Origin of the sequence: Sphingobacterium lactis (genome assembly GCF_011046555.1) — a bacterium.
Taxonomy (GTDB): domain Bacteria; phylum Bacteroidota; class Bacteroidia; order Sphingobacteriales; family Sphingobacteriaceae; genus Sphingobacterium; species Sphingobacterium lactis.
This window is the reverse complement of record NZ_CP049246.1, coordinates 3,638,958-3,664,881: the sequence shown is the minus strand read 5'-3', so window position 1 is coordinate 3,664,881 and position 25,924 is coordinate 3,638,958. Positions and strand designations below refer to the sequence as shown.

The 25,924-nt window shown below is 40.9% G+C and carries 24 protein-coding genes; 17 read left to right on the top strand and 7 right to left on the bottom strand.

Translation table 11 applies throughout. From position 1 onward, the window contains the following. The first annotated feature begins 983 nt into the window (after positions 1–983). The 6 genes from G6N79_RS16030 (at position 984) to G6N79_RS16005 (ending at position 7,330) form a co-directional block, all read left to right on the top strand. Positions 984–1,163, top strand: a complete 180-nt coding sequence (locus tag G6N79_RS16030; protein WP_146060673.1) for a hypothetical protein — start codon at positions 984–986, stop codon at positions 1,161–1,163. 216 nt (positions 1,164–1,379) lie between these two features. Further along, positions 1,380–2,642 (top strand): hypothetical protein, encoded by a 1,263-nt coding sequence (locus G6N79_RS16025; protein ID WP_103907752.1) that lies wholly within the window; start codon positions 1,380–1,382, stop codon positions 2,640–2,642. A 193-nt stretch (positions 2,643–2,835) separates the two neighbouring features. After that, positions 2,836–4,023 (top strand): immunity 26/phosphotriesterase HocA family protein, encoded by a 1,188-nt coding sequence (locus G6N79_RS16020; RefSeq protein ID WP_103907753.1) that lies wholly within the window; start codon positions 2,836–2,838, stop codon positions 4,021–4,023. Positions 4,024–4,244: 221 nt separating this feature from the next. Continuing rightward, complete coding sequence (locus G6N79_RS16015; RefSeq protein ID WP_103907754.1) at positions 4,245–6,212, top strand: DUF1963 domain-containing protein; 1,968 nt, start codon at positions 4,245–4,247, stop codon at positions 6,210–6,212. Between the two features lie 200 nt (positions 6,213–6,412). Further along, positions 6,413–6,619, top strand: a complete 207-nt coding sequence (locus G6N79_RS16010; RefSeq protein WP_103907755.1) for a hypothetical protein — start codon at positions 6,413–6,415, stop codon at positions 6,617–6,619. 243 nt (positions 6,620–6,862) lie between these two features. Next, entirely contained in the window at positions 6,863–7,330 is a 468-nt protein-coding gene (locus tag G6N79_RS16005) for a putative immunity protein (RefSeq protein WP_103907788.1), read from the top strand. A 54-nt stretch (positions 7,331–7,384) separates the two neighbouring features. On the opposite strand, the gene G6N79_RS16000 is transcribed toward G6N79_RS16005, so the two are convergent. From G6N79_RS16000 to G6N79_RS15990, 3 genes are all read right to left on the bottom strand, one after another. Continuing rightward, positions 7,385–7,861 (bottom strand): GNAT family N-acetyltransferase, encoded by a 477-nt coding sequence (locus tag G6N79_RS16000; RefSeq protein ID WP_103907756.1) that lies wholly within the window; start codon positions 7,859–7,861, stop codon positions 7,385–7,387. 185 nt (positions 7,862–8,046) lie between these two features. Next, positions 8,047–9,171 (bottom strand): hypothetical protein, encoded by a 1,125-nt coding sequence (locus G6N79_RS15995; RefSeq protein ID WP_146060674.1) that lies wholly within the window; start codon positions 9,169–9,171, stop codon positions 8,047–8,049. Between the two features lie 182 nt (positions 9,172–9,353). Continuing rightward, the gene (locus G6N79_RS15990; protein WP_164527219.1) at positions 9,354–9,491 is read right to left on the bottom strand and encodes a hypothetical protein; all 138 of its coding nucleotides are present in this window, start codon (positions 9,489–9,491) and stop codon (positions 9,354–9,356) included. 91 nt (positions 9,492–9,582) lie between these two features. Between G6N79_RS15990 and G6N79_RS15985 the strand changes: the two genes are divergently transcribed. The 6 genes from G6N79_RS15985 (at position 9,583) to G6N79_RS15960 (ending at position 15,399) form a co-directional block, all read left to right on the top strand. After that, positions 9,583–9,951 carry a hypothetical protein gene (locus G6N79_RS15985; RefSeq protein WP_146060675.1) on the top strand — a complete coding sequence of 123 codons (369 nt, stop codon included), beginning with the start codon at positions 9,583–9,585 and terminating at the stop codon, positions 9,949–9,951. Between the two features lie 161 nt (positions 9,952–10,112). Continuing rightward, a complete protein-coding gene (locus G6N79_RS15980) occupies positions 10,113–11,036 on the top strand; it encodes a hypothetical protein (RefSeq protein WP_103907759.1) in 924 nt (307 codons plus the stop codon). A 1-nt stretch (position 11,037) separates the two neighbouring features. Next, entirely contained in the window at positions 11,038–13,023 is a 1,986-nt protein-coding gene (locus G6N79_RS15975; RefSeq protein ID WP_103907760.1) for a TonB-dependent receptor plug domain-containing protein, read from the top strand. Positions 13,024–13,027: 4 nt separating this feature from the next. Then, a complete protein-coding gene (locus G6N79_RS15970; protein WP_146060676.1) occupies positions 13,028–13,402 on the top strand; it encodes a hypothetical protein in 375 nt (124 codons plus the stop codon). A gap of 55 nt (positions 13,403–13,457) precedes the next feature. Next, positions 13,458–14,324 carry an MbnP family protein gene (locus G6N79_RS15965; protein ID WP_103907762.1) on the top strand — a complete coding sequence of 289 codons (867 nt, stop codon included), beginning with the start codon at positions 13,458–13,460 and terminating at the stop codon, positions 14,322–14,324. Positions 14,325–14,370: 46 nt separating this feature from the next. After that, positions 14,371–15,399 carry a cytochrome-c peroxidase gene (locus G6N79_RS15960; protein ID WP_103907763.1) on the top strand — a complete coding sequence of 343 codons (1,029 nt, stop codon included), beginning with the start codon at positions 14,371–14,373 and terminating at the stop codon, positions 15,397–15,399. 59 nt (positions 15,400–15,458) lie between these two features. Here the strand turns inward: G6N79_RS15960 and G6N79_RS15955 are convergent, their stop codons facing one another. After that, entirely contained in the window at positions 15,459–15,851 is a 393-nt protein-coding gene (locus G6N79_RS15955; RefSeq protein ID WP_103907764.1) for a nuclear transport factor 2 family protein, read from the bottom strand. A gap of 107 nt (positions 15,852–15,958) precedes the next feature. Between G6N79_RS15955 and G6N79_RS15950 the strand changes: the two genes are divergently transcribed. Beyond that, entirely contained in the window at positions 15,959–16,291 is a 333-nt protein-coding gene (locus G6N79_RS15950) for a winged helix-turn-helix transcriptional regulator (RefSeq protein WP_200818847.1), read from the top strand. Between the two features lie 83 nt (positions 16,292–16,374). Here G6N79_RS15950 and G6N79_RS15945 read toward each other — a convergent pair whose 3' ends face one another. Beyond that, positions 16,375–17,751, bottom strand: coding sequence for a tryptophanase TnaA (locus G6N79_RS15945; RefSeq protein WP_103907765.1), 1,377 nt, complete (start codon positions 17,749–17,751; stop codon positions 16,375–16,377). Between the two features lie 152 nt (positions 17,752–17,903). Continuing rightward, positions 17,904–18,128: a hypothetical protein gene (locus G6N79_RS15940; RefSeq protein WP_103907766.1), complete on the bottom strand. Its 225-nt coding sequence runs from the start codon at positions 18,126–18,128 to the stop codon at positions 17,904–17,906. Positions 18,129–18,421: 293 nt separating this feature from the next. Here G6N79_RS15940 and G6N79_RS15935 point away from each other — a divergent pair, with 293 nt between their 5' ends. The 3 genes from G6N79_RS15935 (at position 18,422) to G6N79_RS15925 (ending at position 24,496) form a co-directional block, all read left to right on the top strand. Continuing rightward, positions 18,422–21,700 (top strand): glycoside hydrolase family 2 TIM barrel-domain containing protein, encoded by a 3,279-nt coding sequence (locus G6N79_RS15935; protein WP_234993278.1) that lies wholly within the window; start codon positions 18,422–18,424, stop codon positions 21,698–21,700. Positions 21,701–21,715: 15 nt separating this feature from the next. After that, positions 21,716–23,740 carry an aceric acid hydrolase gene (locus tag G6N79_RS15930; RefSeq protein WP_103907768.1) on the top strand — a complete coding sequence of 675 codons (2,025 nt, stop codon included), beginning with the start codon at positions 21,716–21,718 and terminating at the stop codon, positions 23,738–23,740. 246 nt (positions 23,741–23,986) lie between these two features. Then, positions 23,987–24,496: an ankyrin repeat domain-containing protein gene (locus tag G6N79_RS15925; RefSeq protein WP_103907769.1), complete on the top strand. Its 510-nt coding sequence runs from the start codon at positions 23,987–23,989 to the stop codon at positions 24,494–24,496. Between the two features lie 114 nt (positions 24,497–24,610). Here G6N79_RS15925 and G6N79_RS15920 read toward each other — a convergent pair whose 3' ends face one another. Beyond that, on the bottom strand, positions 24,611–25,015 hold the full coding sequence (locus tag G6N79_RS15920; RefSeq protein ID WP_146060677.1) for a hypothetical protein: 405 nt from the start codon (positions 25,013–25,015) through the stop codon (positions 24,611–24,613). A gap of 133 nt (positions 25,016–25,148) precedes the next feature. Here G6N79_RS15920 and G6N79_RS15915 point away from each other — a divergent pair, with 133 nt between their 5' ends. Beyond that, positions 25,149–25,901 (top strand): copper homeostasis protein CutC, encoded by a 753-nt coding sequence (locus G6N79_RS15915; RefSeq protein WP_103907771.1) that lies wholly within the window; start codon positions 25,149–25,151, stop codon positions 25,899–25,901. Positions 25,902–25,924 lie beyond the last annotated feature (23 nt).

The window sequence follows — 25,924 nt, the reverse complement described above, 5'->3', positions numbered from 1 at the left end:
TATTCACAATCTCTTCAGTGCCTATTTTTTTCACTAAAATGGCCACTTGCTTAGAGCGTGTTTTGTTATTATAAATCTATTTAATTTTGGTTAATTTACTGTGTTTTTCTGTCGTTTAGCGTTTAATTACTGAATTTTCTTTGTTTAAGATTTTTCACCATCCCAATAATAAACTTGTACTGCCAAAAGGTTGTTCAGGGATTCGTGATAGCATTCATTATTGGGACGATTGACGGTTTTCTCCACAGCCGCTTCATGCTCTTCTCTAAAATATATTTCACCTAGCTCACGAAACTCATTGTTCCATTTGTAAATTGAGATTCGTTGAAATTATGCATACGGCAGCGTTCGGCAATGGATAATGCTGCACATAGCACTTTAATAACAATTATGATTTTTTGATCTGAAGTGAAAATACATCAGGTCTTGCACCGAATGTTTTTGTAGAAGTTTTCTGGAGAACTTTTTCTTGGTCTTCTCATTTCTCGACTTCGTCGGCCTTTTTTGTTTTTATGCAATGTTAAAATGAGCGGCACAATTGTTGGAATATTAAATCATTTAATATTAAAATAATATAATATTAAAATAATAAAAATATTCTCAGTAGTTGTTTTTCTGTCATTCATATCATGTGAACCAAAAAATAAAACCAATTCGGATCAAGAACAAAAATCCATAAATGCCACCGAAAAAACTATAGCTAGTAACGTGAAGCAAGAAGATGAAACAGCTATCAAACTTAAAGGATTTCTAAATAATGTTTTTTAAATGCTAATGACAAAAAATCAATCACCGAAAAGCATAAAAAAATCAGTTACAAGCAGGTCGATTTAAATAATGATGGCAAAAAAGAAATTTTTGTCTACTTACGATCCCCATATTACTGCGGATCTGGAGGTAGTACATTTTTGTTGCTCAGTGAAGATCATAAGTTAATAAATACTTTTACGATTACTCGACCGCCCATCTATGCATCAGATAAATTGAGTAACGGTTGGAAAGATATTCTGATAAAGTCAGATGGAAAATGGAGAGAATTAACCTTTAATGGGGCAAAATATCCGAGTAATCCTTCCATTGTTGATAGAAAAACGAATGGACCTAAAAATAGCGATGAAGTAGTTTTTGATGAAAATGGTAAGGAAGACATTTATTCTTTTTAAAAACACTGTCCATGAAATCGTATTGGCGATATGGCGGGTTAAGAAGGAATTGAAAGTTTCTCCTTTTATTCGCAATAGCCTTTTGTATTTTCTTTTTTCATAAATTTAGATGGTAGTAAAAGGTTGGTGCTATTGTTTGTGCGAAATTGAAAGTTTAGTTTTTTGCCATTATCGCCAATGTTTTTTCGTAATGTGCACTTTTTAAATACAGGACCTATGATAGATTTTTTCAAAAAAAACAAACCTGATGTTCGAGAAGAATGGAATGCAAAAGGGGAGCAATATGCTAAGGAAATCAATGAAATGGTTGAATTTGGAGAGAAAAATGGTTGGGAAAATTGGAAAGGGAAAGAACCCGAAGATAAAAGAGACCATTTAGCTGAAGAAGTAATTCGCCAATTAAAACTTGCCAATCTAGAAAACCGTGTTGAGCGTTTTAGAAATGATTTTCCGCCATCACACGCGCCCTTAATTTCCTTTTTAGAAAAACAGGCTCAAAGTATTGAGCAACTACACTTTATCAATGACCAAAAAATAGTCTTTCTACAAGGTACTGCATATCAAAAAAGGCAAGCCTACATCTTAAATAATGACCAGATATTAGAACTCGATATCAATATTAAAGCAATTGGGAAATCTAAGCAGGATAACATTTTCGCCATAGCCACTGAAAGCAAAATATCGACTTTTAAAGGTTGGGAAGGAGAACTGATACGTGAATTTATACTTAATGTAACTGCTAAAATTGGAATTACGGAACTTATTCCATTCAATGACGGAAACAAACTCTTGATAGTAACATCTGAAGGAATTTACTTGGTATCTGAAAACGAAGAAAAACTCATTCACCCGTTAAATGAAGGAAACGAAGAGGAATGGTCTTCAAATATAGATATGGAAAATGCAACGTTGTCTAATGACAATACATACATTGTTGTTGGTGACCAATGCTACGATCATAGAATTTTAGACGCAAATGGGAATACATTAGGTAGTATTGGACCGCAATCATCCTACCCACATTTTTCTTTATTTTCAAAAGACGATAGTCAGCTAATAACCAATTCCTGCCATTTCTACAACGGGTTAACTATTGGTATTGATTCTGACCGATTTATTGGCGTTAGAATCGAAGAATATTCAGAAAGTGACGATTATAAAATTATTGATGAAGAAATGAGAGTTTATGTTGGCTTGGCTACAAGTGATTATTACATACTTGGAGATGCTTATGGCAACATTAGAGCTATCGATAAAAACGGAAAGAAAATTTGGCGACATTTTTTAGGTTCAACAATAAGTGGAATGACGATTTCTGATGACGAACAAAGTTTATGGATAGGTACTTCAGGTGGCATTTTGCATAAATTAAGATTAGGAAAAGGACACAGAGACAAGCATACCATAGGAAATGGAAATCACTATGAAGATTTCAGGCTACTAATTTGGAAAAATGAACCTCAAATATGGAAATGGTAGCAAATCCTCACACAACAGGGGTTGCCAAAGAACCGAAGCTGAAGTTCTTCGATTAAGGATATGCAGACTGTTCAATACCAGTAATTCTTTTGAACTTGTGGTCCAAAAATTCCCGCCGTTGGCAAGTCTCGAACGTTTAGTGCAATGGTAAAACGACTCTTATCAAAAACGAAATAACGTTAGCAGAAATCATATGAACAACTTTACGTTAACCAATCAACAAAGAAAATATTTTGGAATTGAACCCATTCAACCAAGTTGGGATAAAGCTATTTTGGAAGATAAATTTCAATCAACAATTTTATATTTTGAGGGAAATGTAATTAAAAGACAAATCCTTTCTACGGATAAATATTATAAAGAATTACAGTTTGATGAACAAACTAACGATAGAAAAATTCTACTTCCAAAAACATCTAAAGGGAAAGAACAGAAACTGACAAATTCAACATTAGATAAAAGAAAGCCAATAGGTAATTATGTTGAAGTTTCTGCGGGTTATTTAACGTGTGGAAATATTGATAGTCAACGAACCTTCTACTCAAGTCGTTGGGACCAAGAACAACAAACTAGTAAATCCTGTGAAGATCTGCTTCTGGAATTTATTGAAAATTCTAACGCCAATCATTTAAAAGAGATAAATATCTTTTCAATAGAAAAACGTAAAAACATTAAATATAAAACAGGGGATTATTTCCGATTTAAAATAAGCAGAAATGAATATGGTTTTGGGCGTATTCTTTTAGATATCAATAAGATTAGAAAGCAGAAATTAATTGACAGCAAAAATGGTTTGTTTTATTTAATGGGCCCACCATTACTTGTTCAAATATTTGCTTACAGATCATTAGATAGTAATATTGAAATTGAATTTTTAGATAAACAACCTAAACTACCTTCAGATTACATTATGGATAATCGAATTTTCTATGGAGAATATGAAATTATTGGACATAGAAATTTGAAAGATGATGAATTTGACTTTCCTATATCCTATGGAAAAAAAATAGATTTTGGAAGTGATGATGTGTTTTTGCAGTGGGGCCTTATTCACCTGGAATTACCTATGAAAGCCTTTTCGAAATATTTGCACATTGAAGGAGAGTCTTTTTCAAGTAATCCGTATGGATATTATTCAATTGGATATGACCCAAGTTACGCTAATTTTGAAATTGATAATTGTCTTAAAAATAATGGGATCCTAAAATTTTCGGAAGTAAATCACTATAAAGCAAAATATGATTTAAGAAATCCTAATAATAGAAAAGTTAAATACGAGTTGTTCAAAGTCTTTGGGCTTGATCCTCATAAAACGTATATAGAAAATTCTGAATTGACTTCCACTCCTCTGCCGAATACGATAATTGAAAAGATTAAATAACTTCTGTTAACAGTGTATTGGCAAAATGCGGGGAGAAATATATCGAAGAGTGCCGCAATTTTTGTACAGGTGATAGAGTTTTGGCTCCAGTTTTATACTAGATATCTTCAAACCATATATACTGAAATATGGACATGAGATAGACAGAATTAAGGAAAAGCTGACGATTAATGTTTATTTTTAATCAGAATGAAGGTTTTTCTAACTAAAAACTCAACGAGATGAATAAGGATTTGACCCCAAAACCGTATTTCAAAATAGATGGCAAAGAGTATCCTATAGTTTTGGAACAAACGATGTGGACGATTGCTGAACTTACTGGAACCTTATTAACTCAGATTACGGTCGACATAGAAACTGCTGAAATCGAACAAAACGATAAACTTTTCGATACGTATAATCCCGATAACAAACTAAAAATTTCGTTTGAAGCATTAAGGATTTTTGAAAATGGAATTCCAACAGGAGAAGTTCTATTTGAGGAAGATAAAAATGTGATGGACCACACATACTTTCGGAAAGAAGGTTTTGAATATTCGCTAGATTTTTTCGGAAAAATTATATACAAAGACGGTTGGGTGACGGTCGATGGAAAGCTGACTCCGCCTTATAGCGACTTGCCCGTTTTTGATTTACAGGTTGCTATTCAGTTTGATGCCAAAGATTTGGATTGGAACATATATCGCTTCAAAAGTTTGGAAGAAGCCAATACGGCAGATCCATTGATTGTGCGAAATTTAGAAATTAAAAATCCAACATTCAAAACCTTACCAGATGAAGTCTATACATTCAAAAATCTGGCATATTTGACTATTAACAGTATTGGAAATTTCATAAACAAGGAAAAGTTACCATTTTCAGGTTTCGACGAACGATTGGGGGAATTGCGTGAACTAATAACTATTCAGATCAATGGAGCTGCAGTGCAATATTTGCCTGAAGAAATAGGTAGCTTACTAAAGTTAGAAAGATTGTCCGTGAATTTTTGTAGCCTAAAGGAATTGCCCAAATCGGTCTGGTATTTACCCAATTTGAAAGATCTCTTGCTACGGGACAATGCTATTGAAAGTATTTCCGAACAGATTAATCTGCCACTTTTGAATACTTTGGAGGTTATCAATAATCAATTAAAAACACTTCCGCTATCGCTGATAAAACAACCTTCGCTGACCTCAATTTTGGCTAATGGGAATCCTTTGGAATATTTACCTGAAGAATATAATTCATTCAACGGTTTAGAGCTCGATATCGAAGATAAATTACGATTACTCGACTATACTTATCGCGGAGCAGATGATAAGGGAATGGTGGCATGGAATGAGCATGCCTTCCTGGCGGAAGAAAATGAAGCACTAATTGCACCCATAAATATAATAATAGACGAAAATGATTTGACTCAAGAACGTGAGGCTTTACTTTCGTTGATAAAGAAATCGGTAGGTTTCAACCAAACATCAGAAGAGAATTATGATACGATAGGAAATCATCGTTTTGGTGGTTATCCTGATCTACCCCAAGCAATTCCTTTTCCAACTTTTTATGATGAATACAGGCAATATACCTATCATTACGAGTTTATTGCACAGATAAATTGCGAGCAAATTGGCAATTTACAAGACTATCTTCCGCCCACAGGGACCTTATTTTTCTTTTTTAAGAGTTTTCAGTATTTCGGATACGATAATAAAAATCTGGCGCAAGTGATTTATGTAGAAGACAACAAGACGCTCGAATCCGGAGCACGATTTAATTTTGATTCGGAAGATTTTTTTGAACTCATGAACGGTCAGTACACTCCTTACAAAGCAGAAGCTTTTGTATTTAATTCAGCACCTTCATTTTATGCGCATCAGCAAAATCAATTCCTATTTGATGGCAAAGCAAAGTCCTTAAAAAATCAGGAGGAATTTCTCGTTGAATTGTATGACAAGTTTGAAACGCCGATTTTGAATCTGAAAGAATTCGACCACGCTATGAATTGTTATGCATTTACGCAACACGAGTCGCCCGAATTGCAAGCATCATTGACGTGGAAAGGCTATCCGCAAGATTGGGTGATTTTGTTGTTGGTAAAATCTCGAGGTGATTTTCTGTGGGGAGATGCTGGAGACTTGTTTTTTGTGATTCACAAAAGCGATTTGGCAAAGAAAGACTTTAGCAAAATATTTGTCACAATGGAAAGTAGCTAAGAGTGTTAGAATATTCATAAACCTAATTTTCTGACTCTTTTTAGTAAATAGCATTGTTTACTATCAAAATCTATTCGAAACTCATAAGTCATCTTAGTTTGGGTGTATACAGTACAATATGCGTGTCTAAAACGTGGTTAAAGATTTCTATTGTAAAGAATATTATTCTCCTTTCTTTTTTTTGTTATTTTTAAGGTGTTATGAAAAATAAATTTTTAACATATTTATTATATGTATTGATAGGAATGGGATTTTTTATTTCTGTTTTAGCTCTCTTTGCAGGCATAGATGAAAAATACGGAATAAACTTTTTGGCTATTGGGATTTTGGTTATGTCTATTTGCTCAATGCTTCTTAGAGCTGTCAAAAGAAACAATAGTAAGAAACAAAGAGAAGTGCACAATTGATAATTTAGTATTTTTATTGGTAAGCCACAAGTATGCTTAAAAGCAATTTATTAGGGTTCTTCACCTGTAATTTGTCCCTTTCTTTTTTAGTTAAGTAGTAGATTTGCAGCATGGTTTGATCTGGAGCTGAAAAGCTATTAATAAGCAATTGTACCAATTACCTCCTTAACCTGGTTAGCAGCAGTTAGTTTTAAGCCGTGAAAGTTGGGATAATAATTGAACAAATGGAATGAGGAAAAAGCTATGAACATTTACGCATATCAAAGACCTACAGGTGAAATTCAGGATATTCCGGCATTGCGCAAAAAGTATATATCCATTTTTGAAACCAAAGACAAAATTCAAATCGCGCGTTTTGGGTTGTTGTACGGACAACATATTTTAGATATTACAGATACCAAACCGAATACAGAAATTACCTTAGCGTTTGAAGCAATCCAAGAATGGATAGATGGCAAAGTCAATTATCATAAAGCACGTAATATATCGTTTCGGCATTTATACAATATGGATGCTCGTGAAGAAAAAGAAATAATAGAAAAAAAAATCTATAAAATAATCGGGCAGATTGCGTCGATTCCTCACGTTAAAGCTCATGGCTTATGGGCAACAGACTTTGCTATTACGCTCATAAACCGAATGTATCCCAATAATTTGGACGAAGTACAAAGGGAAAGACTGAAACAAATAGAATTGATAATGAATGTCTGAATGGGAAGTAGCATTGAATTACCATAAAATTTATACAGTTCTTCGCAATAGATGTTACCCCAGCTGGTATATATACTCTTCGATTTCTTTTTGCCGTGCACTGGCAAAACCCTTATCCGTTCCTATTTTCTGAAAGCCACCATGTTCAAGCACCTTTTGCGATCTGACGTTATCAAATGCGACTCGACCAATAATTGGGCGCATGGGTTCAAGTTGCAGAAAGGTTTGAAGGGCTGTTCCCCCAATTCCCCTTCCCCAAAAATGTCGATCGATCCAATACGTGATCTCAGCATTACCATTCAGTTCAAACTTAGATATACTCCCGACAATTTGATTTTCGACCAAGATGGTGCACATATGGACCGTCGGTTTGGCCAATAACTTGGTGTATTTACTGATGAATGCTATTTTATCCCTGTAATCCTTCGGCATAAAAGCAGCAAGGTGTGCCGCTTCCTGATCCAATTGAAAAGTATAAAAATGATCCAAGTCAGCGATTACTGTAGGTCTTAAGACGGTTTTAGTTTCCATTTGGAACTTTTTTCGATGGTATGATTGATTATTTTCTCTGAACCCAAAATGTGCTCATCCTTGATTTCGATAAACACTTTTTGTTCTATTAAAGATACGCATCTTAATCCCAAGGTGATAGTTTTACCTTTCAAAAATTGAACGAATTTTGCCATTCTCCAATGAAAGGATACTATGAACCTACGCTAGAACTTTAGCAATTTCACATACTTCAACACCCCATGGATCACCTTTTTTGCTTCCTCGTCGCCTTCCGGATATTGGTAGCTGATCTCCAGAAATTTATTGTTCTTAAAGTAGACCTTGGCAATGCCTTCTACCTGAGCGCCATTCTTTTTTTCATCAAAATAAATCTTATGCGCTAAATTTTGGTACATCGGCAGCTTATCATGGTCCTTATTGAATTCCGGTTCTTGTTGATCGGTAGGTTTCAGCTGTGTATATAATTCGACCTTTCCCTTGCCAGAATTATAGGTGAAATAATAATCCCCTTTTACTGGAGTTTTTTGCAAGGTCAGGGGAGTATCCTTTACTTTAAGGTAGACTTCATCTATAAGATGCTCACCAAGGTATAAGCCATAGTAGGGATCTTTCCAAAATGTGCTAGGTGTTTCGACAACCTGCAGGTCTGCGAAGCTTGCCTTGTCCCATTCTGGAATCTGAAGTCCCAATGATTTTTTTACTTCCAGCAGTTTGTTAAAGGTTGCCAGGGTATCGGAACCCTTTATCGGAACGGCCACTTCGAAGAGCAATTGCCCTTTTTGATAGAAGCCTAGCAAAAAACTTTTATCAGCTGCGTCCGCCCAATAGACGCCCGTCTTATAGGTCGGATGCTTGGCCTTTACGGCAGTTTCATGCAAATAAGCGCTATAGCTATCAAATAAAGCATCCGTTCCACCAAATAAAGCGTCTCCACTCTCCGAGTAACTTTCGCTTAAATAGACCTCTTCGTCGTTGTGGAGTAATGTTGCTGTCAGGAAGAGGTCGCCCCAAGTTGGATCTTTGTAAATAATTTCAGCATGATCATAAATTACCGTGTCTTCTACATCCTTCATTTGATTAATTTCCTGAATGGGGGAATAGTAGCCGGCGATAAATGGGAAGACCTGCTTGGCATTGGTAACGACAAATTCATCCTTATCTGTTTTGGTAATTTCATTGCTGAAAGGAGCTTTGCGTAGCCATTCTTCCAAATCCTTGCCTGTCAGCTCTGCGACTTCCTTATCCCAGGAAAATGATTTTTTTGAGGAGTTACATGCCGTAAACATGAATAGTATAACGAAAAATAATAAAAATTGAATGGATTTCATGCGCATAGAATTATTGTTGTTAATTTCCAACAGTGAAAATGGATAACCACCTTAAAATTCAGGATTATTTCCCAATTATATGGTCATAGATGCTAAACTGTCTGTATACAGATTCCTGAATAGCATATACAAATCGTTTACAGCCTACTGAAATTTCGAATAAATAGGAGATACCCCCTGATTTACATCTCCCAAACCACTATTAATAGCGAATCCATTGGATCAGCAGAAGCACCATGGAGGATCGGGAATAGACAGAGTTTTGGCCTTTGAGGCATCCATCTCTTTACATTCCTGACCTGTTCATCAGGGTGGCTCATGTAGCAGGAAAAAGAGGGGCCATTTTGCCGAAAAGAAATATTATTTCACTACATTTGGCAAATATTAGCTGCGAAAGAATATACGAAGACTTTGAGACGATTCTGTACATATATCCTCCTTCTTGCATTGACCCTACAGTCTTTCTATCGCAGTATCATGACCTTTGATTATCAAATCCATTTACCCGATTATATTGCGCAATGTATCAACACGGCTAGACCGGAGTTGCACTGTAATGGGCAATGTGTGCTGATGAAGAAAATCAGGGAACAGGAAAAAGAGGAGTCCCAGAAGAATTTTTTAGTGTATGCCTACAGTGCCTATTACATGCATACGGAACATGTGCTACTCAAGCTGCAGGCTCCCATTTCGGACAGTATTCATAACCCTTTCCCAACCTATGTGAATGCCTATACATTCACCTACGACGCTGCGGTCTTTCGTCCGCCGATAGCATAATCCCTTTCCTATTTAAGACTCAAGTAGTATTCCTGCATTCTTTGACAGTAGGCCATAGCATTATGCGGTATTTTGGCTAGTCAAATTGTATTCCGCTGTAGCAAGGCTATTTTCCTGAGTCCATTTCAAATTAATTATTTATTCATTTTTCATTAGAGGTAATGAAGAGTACAATAGGCATCCTATGGGCATGTGCCATCTTGCTGGTATCCTGCACCAAGGAAAAAACAGATTATGAAGCCGAGATCGGAAAGGTCATTTCTGATCAAACGGAATTTAAAGAAGTATTATCCAAGTCCTTGGACGGGTATACAATCCGGGTAGAAGCGTTAAATGGAACTTTTTATTCGGGATACAATGAAGTGCGCATCCACATAGGCACTACTGCCAACGCTGGGGCTGCTAAAATAAAAAAGGCAACCTTTTTCCCTGTGCTGAAGCAGGGCGCAAAATACAGTTCCTGTCCCCATCAGTTTGTGCTGACAGCAAATCAACAAGTGCATTATCTGAAGGGTTATGCAGTATTCACGGAGGTAAGTAGCCCGGAAAATGCCTGGGAATTGAATGTGCAGATCCAAGTAGATGGGAAGGAATTGCATCTGACGGAACCGATTCAGGTGATGGAGCAACCGAACAAGAATCTGAACATGACGGCTTTTCAAGGTCGGGATGGAAAGGATTACGTGATTGCCCTGATTGCACCACGAAAGCCAAATGTGGCGGAAAACGAGATCACAGCAGGAATATACCGGCATGATCCAAGCACTGCCGAAAGGTTGGAAACAAATCTGGATCCTGCCTACTACCACTACACCATGGTAAAAGGATATACCTTACAGTTGGACCCGAGGATGCCTGAACCCTCCATGGGCAATCACTCGTCTCCAAATAACAAGGATCTGGTGCAGGGTGATGACGGGCTCTACCATGGGGTAGTAAACTATACGATGACCGGAAACTGGACCTTGAATTTTATTCTGCTGAACAAGGACGGTAAGATTATGAAGGGCACCAAGGTGCCAACGGATTTTACACCTGGTGTGGCGGGTGCCAAAAGTGAGCTGTTCATCGATATTCTGTTCTAAAATGAGAAAGTTAAGTTTATTATGTCTCGGGCTTTCCGTTGGTTACTGTGCATTTGCACAGGAGCCCGTAAAACGTGATACCTTGGAACAGATCGAGGAAATTAAGGTAGTTGGCAAGGTGAAAAGGAAAATCCAAACAGACCTGAAGATGGCCGTTACAGTGGATGAATTTCTGGCGTCGTCGCAGCAGATCAGTTTTATTAAACGGGGTGCTTATGCGTGGGAACCCATGCTCAATAACCTGAGTTCGGAACGTGCAACGCTCACCATTGACGGTATGCATATTTTCGGTGCTTGTACGGATAAAATGGACCCGATCACCTCTTATGTCGAAAGCAATAACCTCGCTACTGTCGACATCCAATCCGGGCAGTCGGGCAGTTTGCACGGGGCAACGATTGCGGGTAGTATCGACCTGCAGCGAAAGAACACCGCATTTACCCCTCAGGCCATGTGGGCAGGTGCCTATCAGACGGGATATGAATTCAATAACAAGCAATTTTTCAATCTCGGGAATGTATCGTACGCAAGTGATGCGTTCGTGGCCGATGCTAGCGTTTCGTATCGCAAAGCCGAAAATTATCGCGATGGAAATGGCAATGAAGTCCGACATTCCCAATACGGTAAATTCAACAGCTCACTGGGGCTGGCCTTCAAGACCGGCGAACTTTCTTCCCTGCGCGTGGATGCCATCTTTGATCAGGCCAACGATGTGGGCTATCCGGCTCTACCCATGGACCTGTGGCTTTCCCGTGCGCTGATTACTTCGGTGGCCTATAAAAAGCTGTTCGAGGAAGGTCTCGTAAAAGTGTGGGACACCAAGGCCTATTACAATGCCATCGAGCATTATATGGATGATACGACCCGACCGGAGAACCTTGTCCATATGGATATGCCAGGGTGGAGTACGACTTATGGTCTGGTATCCAAGGTGAATCTCCAACACGAGAATTACAGCGGTGAGGTGCAACTGAATGCGTATAACAACCTGTCGATTGCCGAGATGACCATGTATCCGCAGGATCGAAGCAAGAAGACCATGTTTGCCTACAGTTGGCCCTGGGTGACGACGCGATTTGTGGGCTTATCCATGAATAATTCCTTGGAACTTTCCGAGCAGGCGACCTTTAATTTTGGAGGTTCACTGGGTTGGAATTATAACCATGCAAAGTATCCGGAATTCAACTGGATCTTTCACCCCGGTGCTGCACAGGAAAAAAATAGAATGCTGCCTGGCTTGCATGCCAGTTATGCCTTACAGATCGGTTCTTTCGATCTGTCGGTAGGGACAGGCTATGGTCAGCGCGCTCCATCGGTATCCGAAGGCTACGGGTACTATATCTATAACAGTTTCGACCGGTATGACTATATCGGAAATCCTGACCTCAAGAACGAAATTTCCTATGAAGCCAACGCCAGTGCAGGATATAAAATCGAACAGTTTGGGATATCGGCAAAGGTCAATTATTTCTATATCAAGAATTATATAATCGGTCGCATCCTGAGTTTAGGAAGTCCAATGAATTACCAATCGGTAGGGGTGAAAGGCTATGCCTCGCTGAACCACGCCAAGATCGCTAACCTTTCCGTTCAGGCCAATTACGATATATTCACGCACCTCCACTGGAAAGGTGGCTTGACCTATGCACGGGCCACCGATGATAACGGGGGGAATCTACCGTTTATCCGACCACTGAGCTACCAGAGTTCCCTGCACTATATGGTTGGAGATCTTTCCGTGCAAGCGTCCGTACTAGGTGATCTCGTGCAGGAAAATTTCAGCCCTGAATATGGCGAGGACCGTACGCCAGCCTATTCGGTATGGAATCTATCCGCGGATTATAAGCTCCAATTCGGGAAATATAGGGCGATCGTCCAAGTCGGTGCTGAAAACCTATTTGATGCGTATTACAGTACCTATGCCGACTGGGGAAATATCCCGAGGATGGGAAGAAATGTATTTACGTCCCTAAAAGTGATTTTTTAAAGCCATGAGAAAGGTCTGCTGTATTTTCTTGATGCTGTTGTCGCTGTTGATGGGTTTTCAACAGGCGATTGTTATAGTGCATTTTAAATTAAATCAGCAAACTCTGGAAGAACAGTTCTGCATCAATAAGAACAGGCCCGAAATGAACTGCCATGCGCTGTGTTTCCTGAAGAAAAAGCTTCGGAACCAAGGTGATGCTACCTCGAATAGTCTTAGCAATTACAAGAAGATTGATCTGATGCATACAGAGCTTTTCGGTCTTAAATCTGAGGTTTTCGGAACACAGATGAATCAAATCCATATTCCCTATGGTGTCCCAGTTTACACAGGACCTGTTCCAGAGGTCAGGATTCCGCCGCCGATAAGCCGGTCAACCTAAACCAGAAAAATGAATTTAAAACATAGCATAAAACAATATATAAAATAAACAACACATGAAATCTTTAACATCATATATCACCTTGGCATTAGCTGTTTTTACGGTTACTTCCTGCTCAAAGAACGAAAGCCAAACTGTGGCCAATAATTTAACTTTACATTTCAACAATACCTTTAAGGGGAAGACCATTGTATTGGGTGATGCTAACTCCATAACAGCGACCAAAAACACCTCCGCTGCTGGACAGGTGCATCATTTTGCTGAGCTTAAATATGTAATCAGTAATATCCGTTTGGTGAAGGCTGATGGGGGAGAAATTCCTTACAACATCAATGACCTGGATAAGGGTGCAGCGGTAATTGACCATGCAAAACCACAGACCTTGGATGTTATCCTGAGCAATTTACCTGCAGGCGAATACGCAAAGATCAAATTCGGACTTGGCGTTAAGAACGAATTGAACACGCTGGATCAGACACGTTTTCCGAATTTTTATGCCCAAGCTGGCGCCAATGATACCAAGATGATGTGGGAATGGGGATCCGGTTACCGTTTCACTAAAATTGAAGGATTCTATGGCACGGATAACAAACCGCTTTCCATCCACACCGGAAGTACGGTGCAGGGTAGTAAAGAGCCTTTCGTTCAAGGAGTTGATGCCTACAGAGAGATCACCCTGGATTTGCCGACACATGCCATTGTTGGTGCTAAAGCGTCGAAAATCATGATCAATGCCGATTTCAACGGACTCTTGAGTGGAAAAACGAATACCATTACGCTTTCTACCGGAACGACAGATACGGATAATGCCACACCGAACATCCACACCGCTAAAGAGATGGTGAAGTTTGTGGACAATTTGGGTGGTGATGGCAAAAGCGATGTTGCCGGCATCTTTTCCGTAGGTCAAGTCAATAACTAAATTAGACTTTGGGACCTGCGGATGTGCAGGTCCTAATTATGCTGGTATGCAAAAAATAACTGTCCTATCCTTGCTGCTGTTCTTACTGTTTGCTTGCACACGGGATGAACCTTTGGGGCCTGAACCTGTAGATAATCCGGAATTGGCATTGCATATCCCTTCCGATTTTCCACCGTTGAATCCGGCTTTCGACGAGAACAGACCGACGAAATTTGGTGTGCAGCTCGGCGAACGGCTATTCCATGAGAAGAAATTCAGTGGCAACAACACCATTTCCTGCGCAAGCTGCCATCAACAGGAAAAAGCCTTTGCGGATGATAATGCACAGGCCGTAGGGATCCTCGGTCGCAAGGGATTGCGCAATGTGCCTTCCATTCAGAATATGGCCTTCATGCGGTTCTATAACTGGGATGGGCATATGCTCTCGCTGGAAAAACAAGCGATAGTGCCCATTGTCACGCATGAAGAGCTGAATTCATCCATATTGGAAATCATCGGTAAATTGCAGGATGATCCGGCGTATCCGACCTTATTCAGCAAGGCATTTGGCAGTCCGGCTATAACTGCGGATCGGATCTATAGAAGTCTGGCTCAATATGAGTATAGTTTGATTTCCGCGAATAGCCGGTATGATCAGGTAATGGCAAATGGGGGTGTAACTTTTACGGACATGGAATCCAGAGGGTATGCACTTTTTAAATTAAAGTGCGCAAGTTGCCACAGTACATCCCTCTTTACGGATCAAACCTTTCGAAATGTGGGTTTCCCTAGGAACCCGAATGCGGAAGAGGTCGGTAGGGCACGCGTGACGGGTTTGGATGAAGATTGGATGCGGTTTCGGGTGCCATCTCTACGTAATGTAGCCTATACTGCACCATACGGTTCTTTCGGACAATTTAAGACCCTGCGGGATGTCCTGGATTATTTTGATAATGGTGTCCTTCCTGCCGATAACCTCGATCCGATACTTCAGGCGAATGGAAACAGCATTCCCATGACTGAACAGGAGAAAGATGATATTCTGGCATTTTTAAACACCTTGAGTGATCCAGAATTTATAAAGGGTAAAGATTGAAGCAATCCGATCTAAGAAAAAACAGGGTATCTGGCGACAAACCAGATACCCTGTTTTTTTTATGATCCCCAGAAATTATCTTCTTCGGTTTGGTTTTCGGAGAAAAGCCAAACGGCTGTAATTTTTCCTTCCTCAACCTTGAACAGATCGATTCCCTGCATATCCAAATTCCGATCGGCTATTTTTCCTGTAAAGCGAAGGGGCATAGCGACCAGATCACCATTGACCATCAAGTCTCCCGTTGGCGATAGGGCAAATGTACCTTGGGAAATGTCCATCATACCACCAATCATTTTTCCGATCGCATCACTGCCTTGTTTTGCACCAGAGAATCTGTTGTTGCCGGGTTGATACCAGACAACGTTGGGGCTAAAATGGGAGAAGGCTGTTGCAACATCACCTTTTCCTAATGCTTCTGCATAGGCTAACACGACTTCTTTTGCTTTCATCATAGCTTTTTTTATTTTGTTTGTACAAATTTAAAGCAATTCTTACCTTTGTACAAGTACCTACTATTTAGTGTGGTACTTACCTCTAGGTTAGAAATATTGATTATCAAATGGAAAAAAATAATATACAGATTCGTCAATCCGATGAACACTGTCCAGTTCGTAAATCTTTGGCGATATTGGGCGGTAAATGGACTTTATTGATCCTATTCCAGATCAATAAGCGGATTATTCGCTATGGAGATTTGAAACGTAGCATTCCCGGAATTAGTGAGAAGATGCTGATCCAGGAATTGAATCACCTAGTAGAGGCGGGGTTTGTAGCGAAGAAGGCCTACCCGGAAATTCCACCACGTGTGGAATACAGTTTAACGGAAAAGGGAATGAATGCCTTGCCTATCGTGGATAGTTTGGCAGCCTTTGGGTTGGAGAATTTAAGCTAGAAGAATCTGTAACTGCTTTTGTACAAGAAATTAAAAAGGATCAGGTTGTATGACACCTGATCCTTTTAACTTTTGTATTGCTGTTATTTTTTCTTTAATAGGATCGTGAAGTGTCTGAGAATTTCGGATTCCCAAACGATTTCCAATCCAGACTTGATATCCTTTCTTCGGTCGAAAATGTTTTTCAATGCGGCGGCTACATAATCCAAATGTTTGTAGGAATACGTTCTCCTCGGAATGGCCAACCGAAGAAGCTCCAATTTGGGGAAGCGGTCCTGTCTGGTTTCGGGATCCCGATCGGCCAGCAGGGTGCCAATTTCTACTCCGCGGACACCGGATTCCTTATAGAGTTCAATGGCCAGTGTTTGCGCAGGATATTCCTCACGCGGAACCTCCGTCAAGAAATTTAGGGCATCCACAAAAACAGCATGTCCACCGATCGGTTTCTGGATGGGAATGCCATATTCAATGAGTTTATTGCCCAGGTATTCCACCTGATCGATCCTGGCTTTCAGGTAAGGAAGTTCCGTGGACTCCAAAAGCCCCTGTGCCAAAGCAGCAAGGTCCCGCCCTGCGAGCCCACCATAGGTAATGAATCCTTCGTAAATAATGCCCATATTCCCACAGGCACGGTACAACTGTTCATTGCGCATCCCCAATAGACCACCAATGTTTACCAAACCATCTTTCTTGGCGGACATGGTGAACCCATCACCATAGGCGAACATTTCCTTCACGATTTCCTTGATCGTCTTGTCAGCATAGGCAGCTTCCCGTTCCTTAATGAAATAGGCATTTTCAGCAAAGCGCGCCGCATCAAAGAAAACCGGAATGCCGTACCGATCGGAAAGCGCTTTTACCGCTTTTATATTCTCCATGGAAACGGGCTGGCCGCCAGATGAATTACAGGTAACCGTGATCATGCAGAAAGGGATGTTCTCTTTCGGGTGGGCCTTGTAGACCTCCTCCAGCTTGGCAAGATCGATATTTCCCTTAAAGGGGTGTAAATTGTTGATGTCAAACGCTTCATCGATGGTGCAGTCAATGGCGTGTGCTTTTCGGAATTCGATATGTCCTTTTGTCGTATCGAAATGGGAATTACCCGGCACGACATTGTTTTCTTTCACGAGAATACTGAAGAGTACATTTTCTGCAGCCCGCCCTTGGTGGGTAGGTAGGAAGTAGGGAAATCCGAGGGTATTCCGAACAACTTCCCGCAATTTCAGATAGGATTGCGATCCTGCGTAGCTCTCGTCGCCCATCATGATTTCCGCCCATTGCCGGTCCGACATCGCACCAGTACCGCTGTCCGTCAATAGGTCAATGAAAACCCGGTCACTCGCTAAATTGAATAAATTGTTGCCTTCTTCCTCGATCCATTTCTCCCGCTGTTCACGCGTGGATTGGTAGATCTCCTCTACCATTTTTACTTTATAGGGTTCTGCCCATGGTAACTCCATAGTAATTATAGTTGGTTAAGGACTAAAGGTAAAAAATAGTAGGAAAAGTATGTGCTGATTCGTTATAATTACCAGCAAAAAAAATCCCCATTGCCTAACCACCATCAACTTAAGATTCGCTGGTTACAATGGGGAAAGAGATGAAGAAGTCCCTATTCAGGTTTTCCTTCTTGAAATTTTCCTGCCTGTGCTCTCCCCATTCTATTTCCTACGATCCAAAGGATAATACCCAACACCACAAAACCGATTTTAATGGCCCATGCGGTACCTTCGCCCCATTGATAGATCCAAGCCATAATGCGTGGTACCCGATCGAAGAAATTGAGAATTATGGCAAATACGCCATAAAAAATCAACAATGTTCCAAAACTTTTCATAAGATTAGCTTTCGTTTAAAATAATGGTTTAATAATTCTATATCTTAAACTTAAGATAAAATTACGGGAATTAACAATGTAAATGTGTAGTTTATCGGTTGTTTTTATTAAAATAATTAATTAATAGGGTTTAATCAGGAATTGAATACCTGTCTGCTTGTATTATTGTGGCAGTGGGCTCTTGTGATATCTTCACTTGTATGCGGGTAATATGGTACTATAGCTTGTGAATATGCTACAATAAAGGAATTGGCTTTTCGGGTAAGTTTGAGATTGGGAATAAATCTAAAATTGTGAGAAAGCGTTTTTTTCTTTTGGGACTACTCATTAGTTTCATCTCAACTACCTTATATGCGCAGACTGTGGACGGAAAGCCAGCGGTTATTCCGCCAGTTCCAGACGGGAGGATTGCAACTGCCTGGGAAAACCCCATGATTACTTCAGTCAATAGGGAGCCGGCGCGAGCTACTGCATACTCCTATGAAAGTATTGATGAAGCATTACGAAACGATAGACTATCAAATAAACGTCTCTTGTCCTTGAATGGAGATTGGTCCTTTAAGTTTGTGTTTAAGCCAAGTAATGCACCGCAGGATTTTCATCAATCCGAGGTTTCCGGCTGGGATAAAATACCAGTTCCGTCCAATTGGGAAATGAAGGGATATGACATTCCAATCTATCGATCGGCAGTGTATCCATTTCAACCAATCGATCCGCCAAGAATTCCAATGGATTACAATGCCGTGGGATCTTATCAGAAGACATTTGAACTACCTAGTGCATGGAAAGACATGAATGTGGTTCTTCACCTGGGGGGTGTATCTTCTGCCTACCATCTCTGGATCAATGAACATTACGTAGGATATGCCGAGGATAGCCATTTGCCATCTGAATTTAATGCTTCACCATACCTGAAAGATGGGAAGAACAGGATTTCCATTCAGGTTATCCGGTGGAGCGATGCCTCTTATCTGGAGGATCAAGATCATTGGCGTATGAGTGGTATCCATCGCGAAGTATTTCTGATGGCAGAGCCAAAGGTGAAGATTTCTGATTTCCACTGGCAGGTTAAACTGGATGAAAAATATGAGGATGCAATTTTTTCACTCCGACCAAAAATTCATAATCTCTCAGGCGATAGCATCGTTGGGTTTAAGGTGAAGGCTCAGCTGTACGACAGTGATAATAATCCTGTCCTGGAAAAAGAAATGGAACGGGATGCCGGTGAGATATTTGATGAAATTTATCCGAGGTTGGATAATGTGAAATTCGGACTGCTGGAAGCAAAGGTTGCCAATCCGAAAAAGTGGTCGGCAGAAGTTCCCAATTTGTATAGATTGGTGATTGCATTGTATGATAATACAGGGAAACTGCTGGAGGCGAAAACCTGCCATGTCGGCTTTCGATCGGTAGAATTTTCTAAGGAAACGGGAGCATTGCTGATCAATGGAAAAAATACCTATCTATACGGCGTAAACCGACATGATCATCATCCTGAGCGGGGAAAGGCTTTAACAAGAGCAGATATTGAAGCGGATATCAAACAAATCAAACAGTTCAACTTCAATGCGATCCGTACTTCGCATTATCCGAATGATCCATATTTGTATGAACTATGTGACCGCTATGGGATAATGGTGATGGATGAAGCGAACCTGGAGACCCATGGCCTGGGAGGAAAGCTGATGAATGATCCGAGTTGGCTGGCAGCCCATATGGAACGAGTTACAAGGATGATTGAACGCGATAAAAATCATCCATCTATTATCATGTGGTCGTTGGGAAATGAATCGGGCAGGGGGCCAACAACTGCAGCGATGGCAGCTTGGATTCATGACTTTGACATTACCCGCCCTGTTCATTATGAGCCTGGAATGGGAAGCCACCAATTACCCGGCTATATCGATCCTTCTGATCCAAGATATCCGAAATCCAACGCACACGCCTATCGCCTGCAAAATATAAAGGACCAATACTATGTGGATATGGTTTCGCGATTTTACCCAGGGTTATTTACTCCCAAATTGCTGCTCGACCAGGATAATGGTGACAAGCGGCCGATTCTGTTCGTTGAGTATTCACACTCCATGGGAAACTCTACGGGGAACATGAAGGAATTCTGGGATATCTTCCGTTCCAATCCCCGGTTGATCGGTGGATTTATTTGGGACTATAAAGATCAGGCACTGGTTCGGCAGGATTCAACATATGGTCAGGTGCTAGCCTATGGTGGCGATTTCGGTGAAAAGATCCACAATGGGGCTTTTAGCCTGAATGGAATCGTGGATCCATGGAACCGTCCCAAGGCAGCCATGTATGAAAATAAGCGGATCTACCAACCTGCAGAAGTTGTTCAGGATTCGAATCGAAAACTGCATGTGAAGATCAAGAATAGAGCTGTTGAGATAAATCTCAATCAATACGATGCGTTTTTAAGCATACGGGAAAATGGACGTAAGTTGAAGGAGGCGAAACTTCCTCGGGTATCCTTGAGTCCAGGAGATTCCATGGAGCTGGACCTTCAGCCCTTTGTGCAAGTAAAGCCAAAGTCGGGAAAAGAATATCAAATCGGTGTTGATTTCCGTTTGGCGGCGGAAACCGAATGGGCGCCAAAAGGATTTGTGGTGTCCTCCTCTCAGATCCGTTGGGTGGAACAAGGCAGTATACGCCGAAGCATGGCCAAGGCCAAAGAAAAATTACAACATATCGAGGAAGCTGACCGGTATCATATTACAGGGAATGAATTTGAAGTGTTTTTCGACCGAAGAAATGGCGCGCTTGCATCATTGGTTTTCAAGGGACAGGAAATCGTAAATAAACCGCTTCTACCCAATTTCATCCGCCCTGCGACGGAGAATGACCGCCGGGGATGGAAGCCGCATGTGAAGCTAGCTTATTGGTATGGAAAAGTAGAATTGACGGATATGCAGGTTCAACAAAGCGATTCGGGAATGCATGTTCTTTCCAAATACCGCCTTCCGGGTGATTCTGCACAGGTTCAAGTAAGGTATACCATCATGCCCAAAGGCATTATCCATGTTGCCTATAGTTTGTTGGCAAATCCACGTTTGGCGAATATACCCAAAGTAGGTATGCAGATGGGGATCCATCCTGATTACGAACAAATTGCATATTACGGACTTGGGCCATTGGAGAATTACCCCGATAGAGCCTATGGTTTTGATTTAGGTGAATATCACATGGACTTGGAGAATTTTATGGAACCCTATCTTGTACCACAAGAAAATGGAAATAGGATGGACGTGCGGTGGTTTCAGCTCCATAAAAAAGATCAAGGGATCCTGATTGTTGGTGATCAACCTCTTTACATGAGTGCCTGGCCTTTTTCACAGGAAGCTATGGCCAAAACTAAGCATTGGTATAGATTACCGAAGGAGAAATCCATTACGGTTAATATTGATTTTAAGCAGATGGGCGTTGGTGGAAACGATTCTTGGACCGATGTATCACAGCCTATTGAAAAATACCAGATCCCGGCAGCGGATTATGAGTATTCCTTCTCCATCATCCCAATGGGAAAGGGGCAGCAAATTGATCAATTTTTAAGGTAATAAATCTGAACAGCGATGATAAAGATCAAAAAGATAGCCTTGGCGCTCTTCCTGCCCACCCTAAGCATACTATCGGGCAATGCGCAAGAGAAGGCCATTACAAACACAGGGAGGAGTCCGTTTGCCGTGCAAAATGCCATCAATATGGGCGACGTGAAATGGACAAAAGGATTCTGGGCAGATCGAACGGCCAGTTGCTATAACCAAATGGTACCTCATCTTTGGGAGGTATATACCGATGCAGAAATCAGCCATGCTTACCGCAATTTTGAGATTGCGGCGGGTTTGGAAAAAGGCGAGCATAAGGGGCCTTCTTTTCATGATGGTGATTTCTACAAGACGCTGGAAGCGGTCGTTGCACTCTATGCACAGACCAAGGACGCGAAGTTGTTACAGATGTTGAATGAGGTCATCCCCGTTATTGCGAAGGCTCAACGTGCGGATGGTTATATTTACACCAAAGCAACCATAGACCAACGGAATTCTGGAACCGATATCGAATTTCAAGATAGGCTCAGTTTCGAAGCATACAATATTGGGCACTTAATGACCGCAGGATGTATTCATTACCGGGTAACGGGAGAACGAAATCTATTGAATATTGCGATTAAGGCTGCAGATTATTTATATGGTTTTTATAAGAAGTCCAATCCTACACTCGCTCGGAATGCAATCTGCCCTTCTCACTACATGGGGACTATTGAGCTCTATAGAACGGTCAAGGATCCAAAATACCTGGAATTGGCAAAGCATCTGGTCGATATCAAAGGAGAGATTTCCGATGGCACAGATGATAATCAAGATCGCGTTCCTTTCCGTCAGCAGAATAAGGCCATGGGTCATGCCGTACGGGCGAGCTACCTGTACGCTGGTGTTGCGGATTTATGTGCAGAATTACAGGATACTACATTAAGCAACCGTTTATATACCATCTGGGACGATGTTCAAAAGCATAAAATGTACATCACAGGAGGACTGGGGTCACTATATGATGGTACCTCTCCCGATGGAACGTCCTACGATCCAACGGAAGTACAAAAGATCCATCAAGCATTTGGAAGGGATTACCAATTACCAAATCTGACAGCGCATAATGAAACTTGTGCAAATATTGGGAATATGCTCTGGAATTGGCGCATGGCCACATTGACGGGTGACGCGAAGTACTTGGATGTACTGGAATTGGCGCTTTATAATGCGGTGCTTTCGGGCATTAGTCTGGATGGGGATAAGTTCTTATATACAAACCCATTGAGTTTTGCATCAAATTTACCCTTCCAGCAACGCTGGTCAAAGAAAAGGGTACCCTATATTTCGCTTTCGAATTGCTGTCCACCCAATGTCGTGCGCACCATTGCAGAGGTAAATAATTATGCTTACGCGATAGGTGATCATACGGTGTTTGTAAACCTCTTTGGGGGGAATGCCCTGGATACCAGGCAAGGTAAAGACCGTATTGCCATTCGGCAGGAAACAAATTATCCTTGGGAAGGCGAAGTACAATTAAATATTGAGGCTATGCCGGATGATTATGCCCTTAAGATCCGTATCCCGGGTTGGGCAAATTCCGCAGAAATTTTTAGGAATGGGCAACCTGTATCCTTCCAAAGAGATAAGGGATATGCGGTGCTTAGTACGGGTTTAAGTCGGGGTGACAAGATTACGCTTCGCTTGCCTATGGACGTCAATTTTATGGAATCTAACCCTTTGGTAGAGGAATCGAGAAATCAAGTGGCAGTCATGCGGGGACCAGTTGTTTATTGTTTGGAACAAGCTGATCTACCCGATAACATCAATCTATTCGATCTTCGAATGTCTTCCAATACGGAATTCAAAACTGTAAAGGAAGCTGTTCTTGGTCAAAATCTGGTGTTCCTGCAAGGGGAGGCTATTAAAGAAAACGATTTGACGTGGAATTCGCTTTACCGAAAAGTTTCGGCAGAAAAGGAGGAGAAAATTCCTATTCGATTGATCCCTTATTTTGCCTGGGGAAATCGGGAGTTTGGAGATATGTCGGTGTGGTTGCCTCGACATCAATAATCTGAATTAGTTTTATTTTTTTATACAAGTTTTAGGTGAAAAGCGGGAGAGGTCCCGCTTTTTTTTCCCTTATCCAGAATGCTGTTTTACTGAATTTTCTTTATATATATTCTGATATTTTCTCGGATATTTTGGTTTTTATTAAAAAATCCATAACTTATAATATTAATTAACTCAAATAGCGAATTAATTAACTGTTATTGGTTCAAATATCGATAACAGGGAACAAACAGAAAGGAGTTTGACTTGCGAGAAAAACTGATAAATACGGAGCTGATTGTACAATCGCTGAAGCTCGGGAAATACGACTCGGTCAAGGAAATCATTGCCAGAAGTGGCGTCAATTGTTTGGATAAGCATGGGCGGTCGATATTGATGTATGCGTGCCAGTACCCAGCGGTGGAAATTGCCTATTGGGCCATTCAGAGCGGCGCAAAAGTCAACCACCAGGATACCAAAGGGAATTCTGCCCTACATTATGCCGTATCTTCCCAACGGCTGGATATCATCAATCTTTTATTGTTGTCGGGTGTGAAAGTAGATCTCCTGGATGCGCATGGCAATAGTGCCTTGTGGCGCGGAATGATGGATCATGTGGATTCTAGGATTATCAAGTTACTGTTGGATCACGATGCAGATCCCGATCTGAAGAACCACTACGGTATCTCCTCCCGCGATCTGTTGTCGGAAGAAAACAAAAATTGGCCCATATTGATGCCGCTATTCGAGGATGCTTTGGCCAAAACGGAGCACTAGCGATCTCGAAAAAGCTGTCTGGATACAAGTTTGCGCTCAGGAGGCAAATTCGTTCAGGAGGCCTTTGTATCCGTTCCTCCAAGATGTTATAGTTAGTATGTGTGGTGTTTAGGGTTAGGACCTACCATGATCCTGTTGGATGCGGTCGTGCCATTTCTTGATGATGGCACAGATCTCATAGGCTTCCTGTTCGACAAATTTCTGTAACAGGGATCGAAGGGTTAAGAAGAATTCCTCCAGGTGGATGAAATTACCTTCCTCATCGCGATAGTCTGTTAAGATTTCCAGGAGGAAACAGTGCGTTTCAAATTCCCGGAATTTGTCCTGATAGTTCTGGTCAGCCCGGAGCCACAAGTTCTCTAACTTGAATCCGGACTTAATGTGCATGTGACACGCGTCCTCATACATCGATCGATGCGTTTTGAGTTCTCCCTTCATTTTCTCGACACTAGTTTGCAGCGTATCATACATCGTAGACAGATGTATCTGCACTTCTTTTTGTTTTGAAATAAGTGGCATAACGATAAAATTTGGATGCTCGCAAATGTTATAACAAATAGATTTTCAGAATGTTTTCGTGAAAATCGTATTTGGAATAATGAATTTACCACTTTAAAATGAGTATCGTAAGGAAAAAGGATATATTTGAAGTATGGTTAGGGACAAGAAAATAGCAAATGGGTATCTATTGGAGATTTGTTGTAATTCGATATATTCTGCAAAACAGGCCCAGCGTGGCGGGGCCAGCAGGGTAGAGCTCTGTCAGAATTTGGAAAATGGCGGTACCACACCTTCCTATGGCCAGATTAAATTGACCAGGGAGGCTTTGGATATTGGAGTCCACGTGCTGATCCGCCCGCGATCTGGAGATTTCCTGTATAACAAGGATGAATTTGCCGAAATGATGGCCGATGTCCGGTATTGTAAGGAAGCTGGTTGTGATGGGGTCGTTATTGGTATTTTAACGAAAGAAGGTGACGTAGATAAGGAAAGAACCAAGATTTTGGTCGATTTGGCAAAACCCATGACCGTCGTGTTCCATCGTGCATTTGATCGCTGTCGCGATCCAAAGCAAGCATTGGAGGATATCATTGCCATTGGTTGCGATAGGATATTGACGTCAGGTCAACAGGATACTGCATTGCAGGGAAAAAAGTTGTTGAGGGAATTGGTTGGGCAGGCAAAGGGTCGCATCGAAATCATGCCGGGGGCTGGTGTGAACAGCGGAAACATCAAAGAGATTTTAAGTTTCACTGGAGCCCATAGCATTCATTCATCGGCAAAAATTGTTGAGCCCTCTAAAATGGAATTCAAAAATTCTTCTGTAACAGGAATGGATGAAGATGAGATCAGTAGCAGTGCGCAATTGGTGGGGGAGATGGTCGAAAACATAAAAAGCCTTTAGAAATTCTAAAGGCTTATATATTT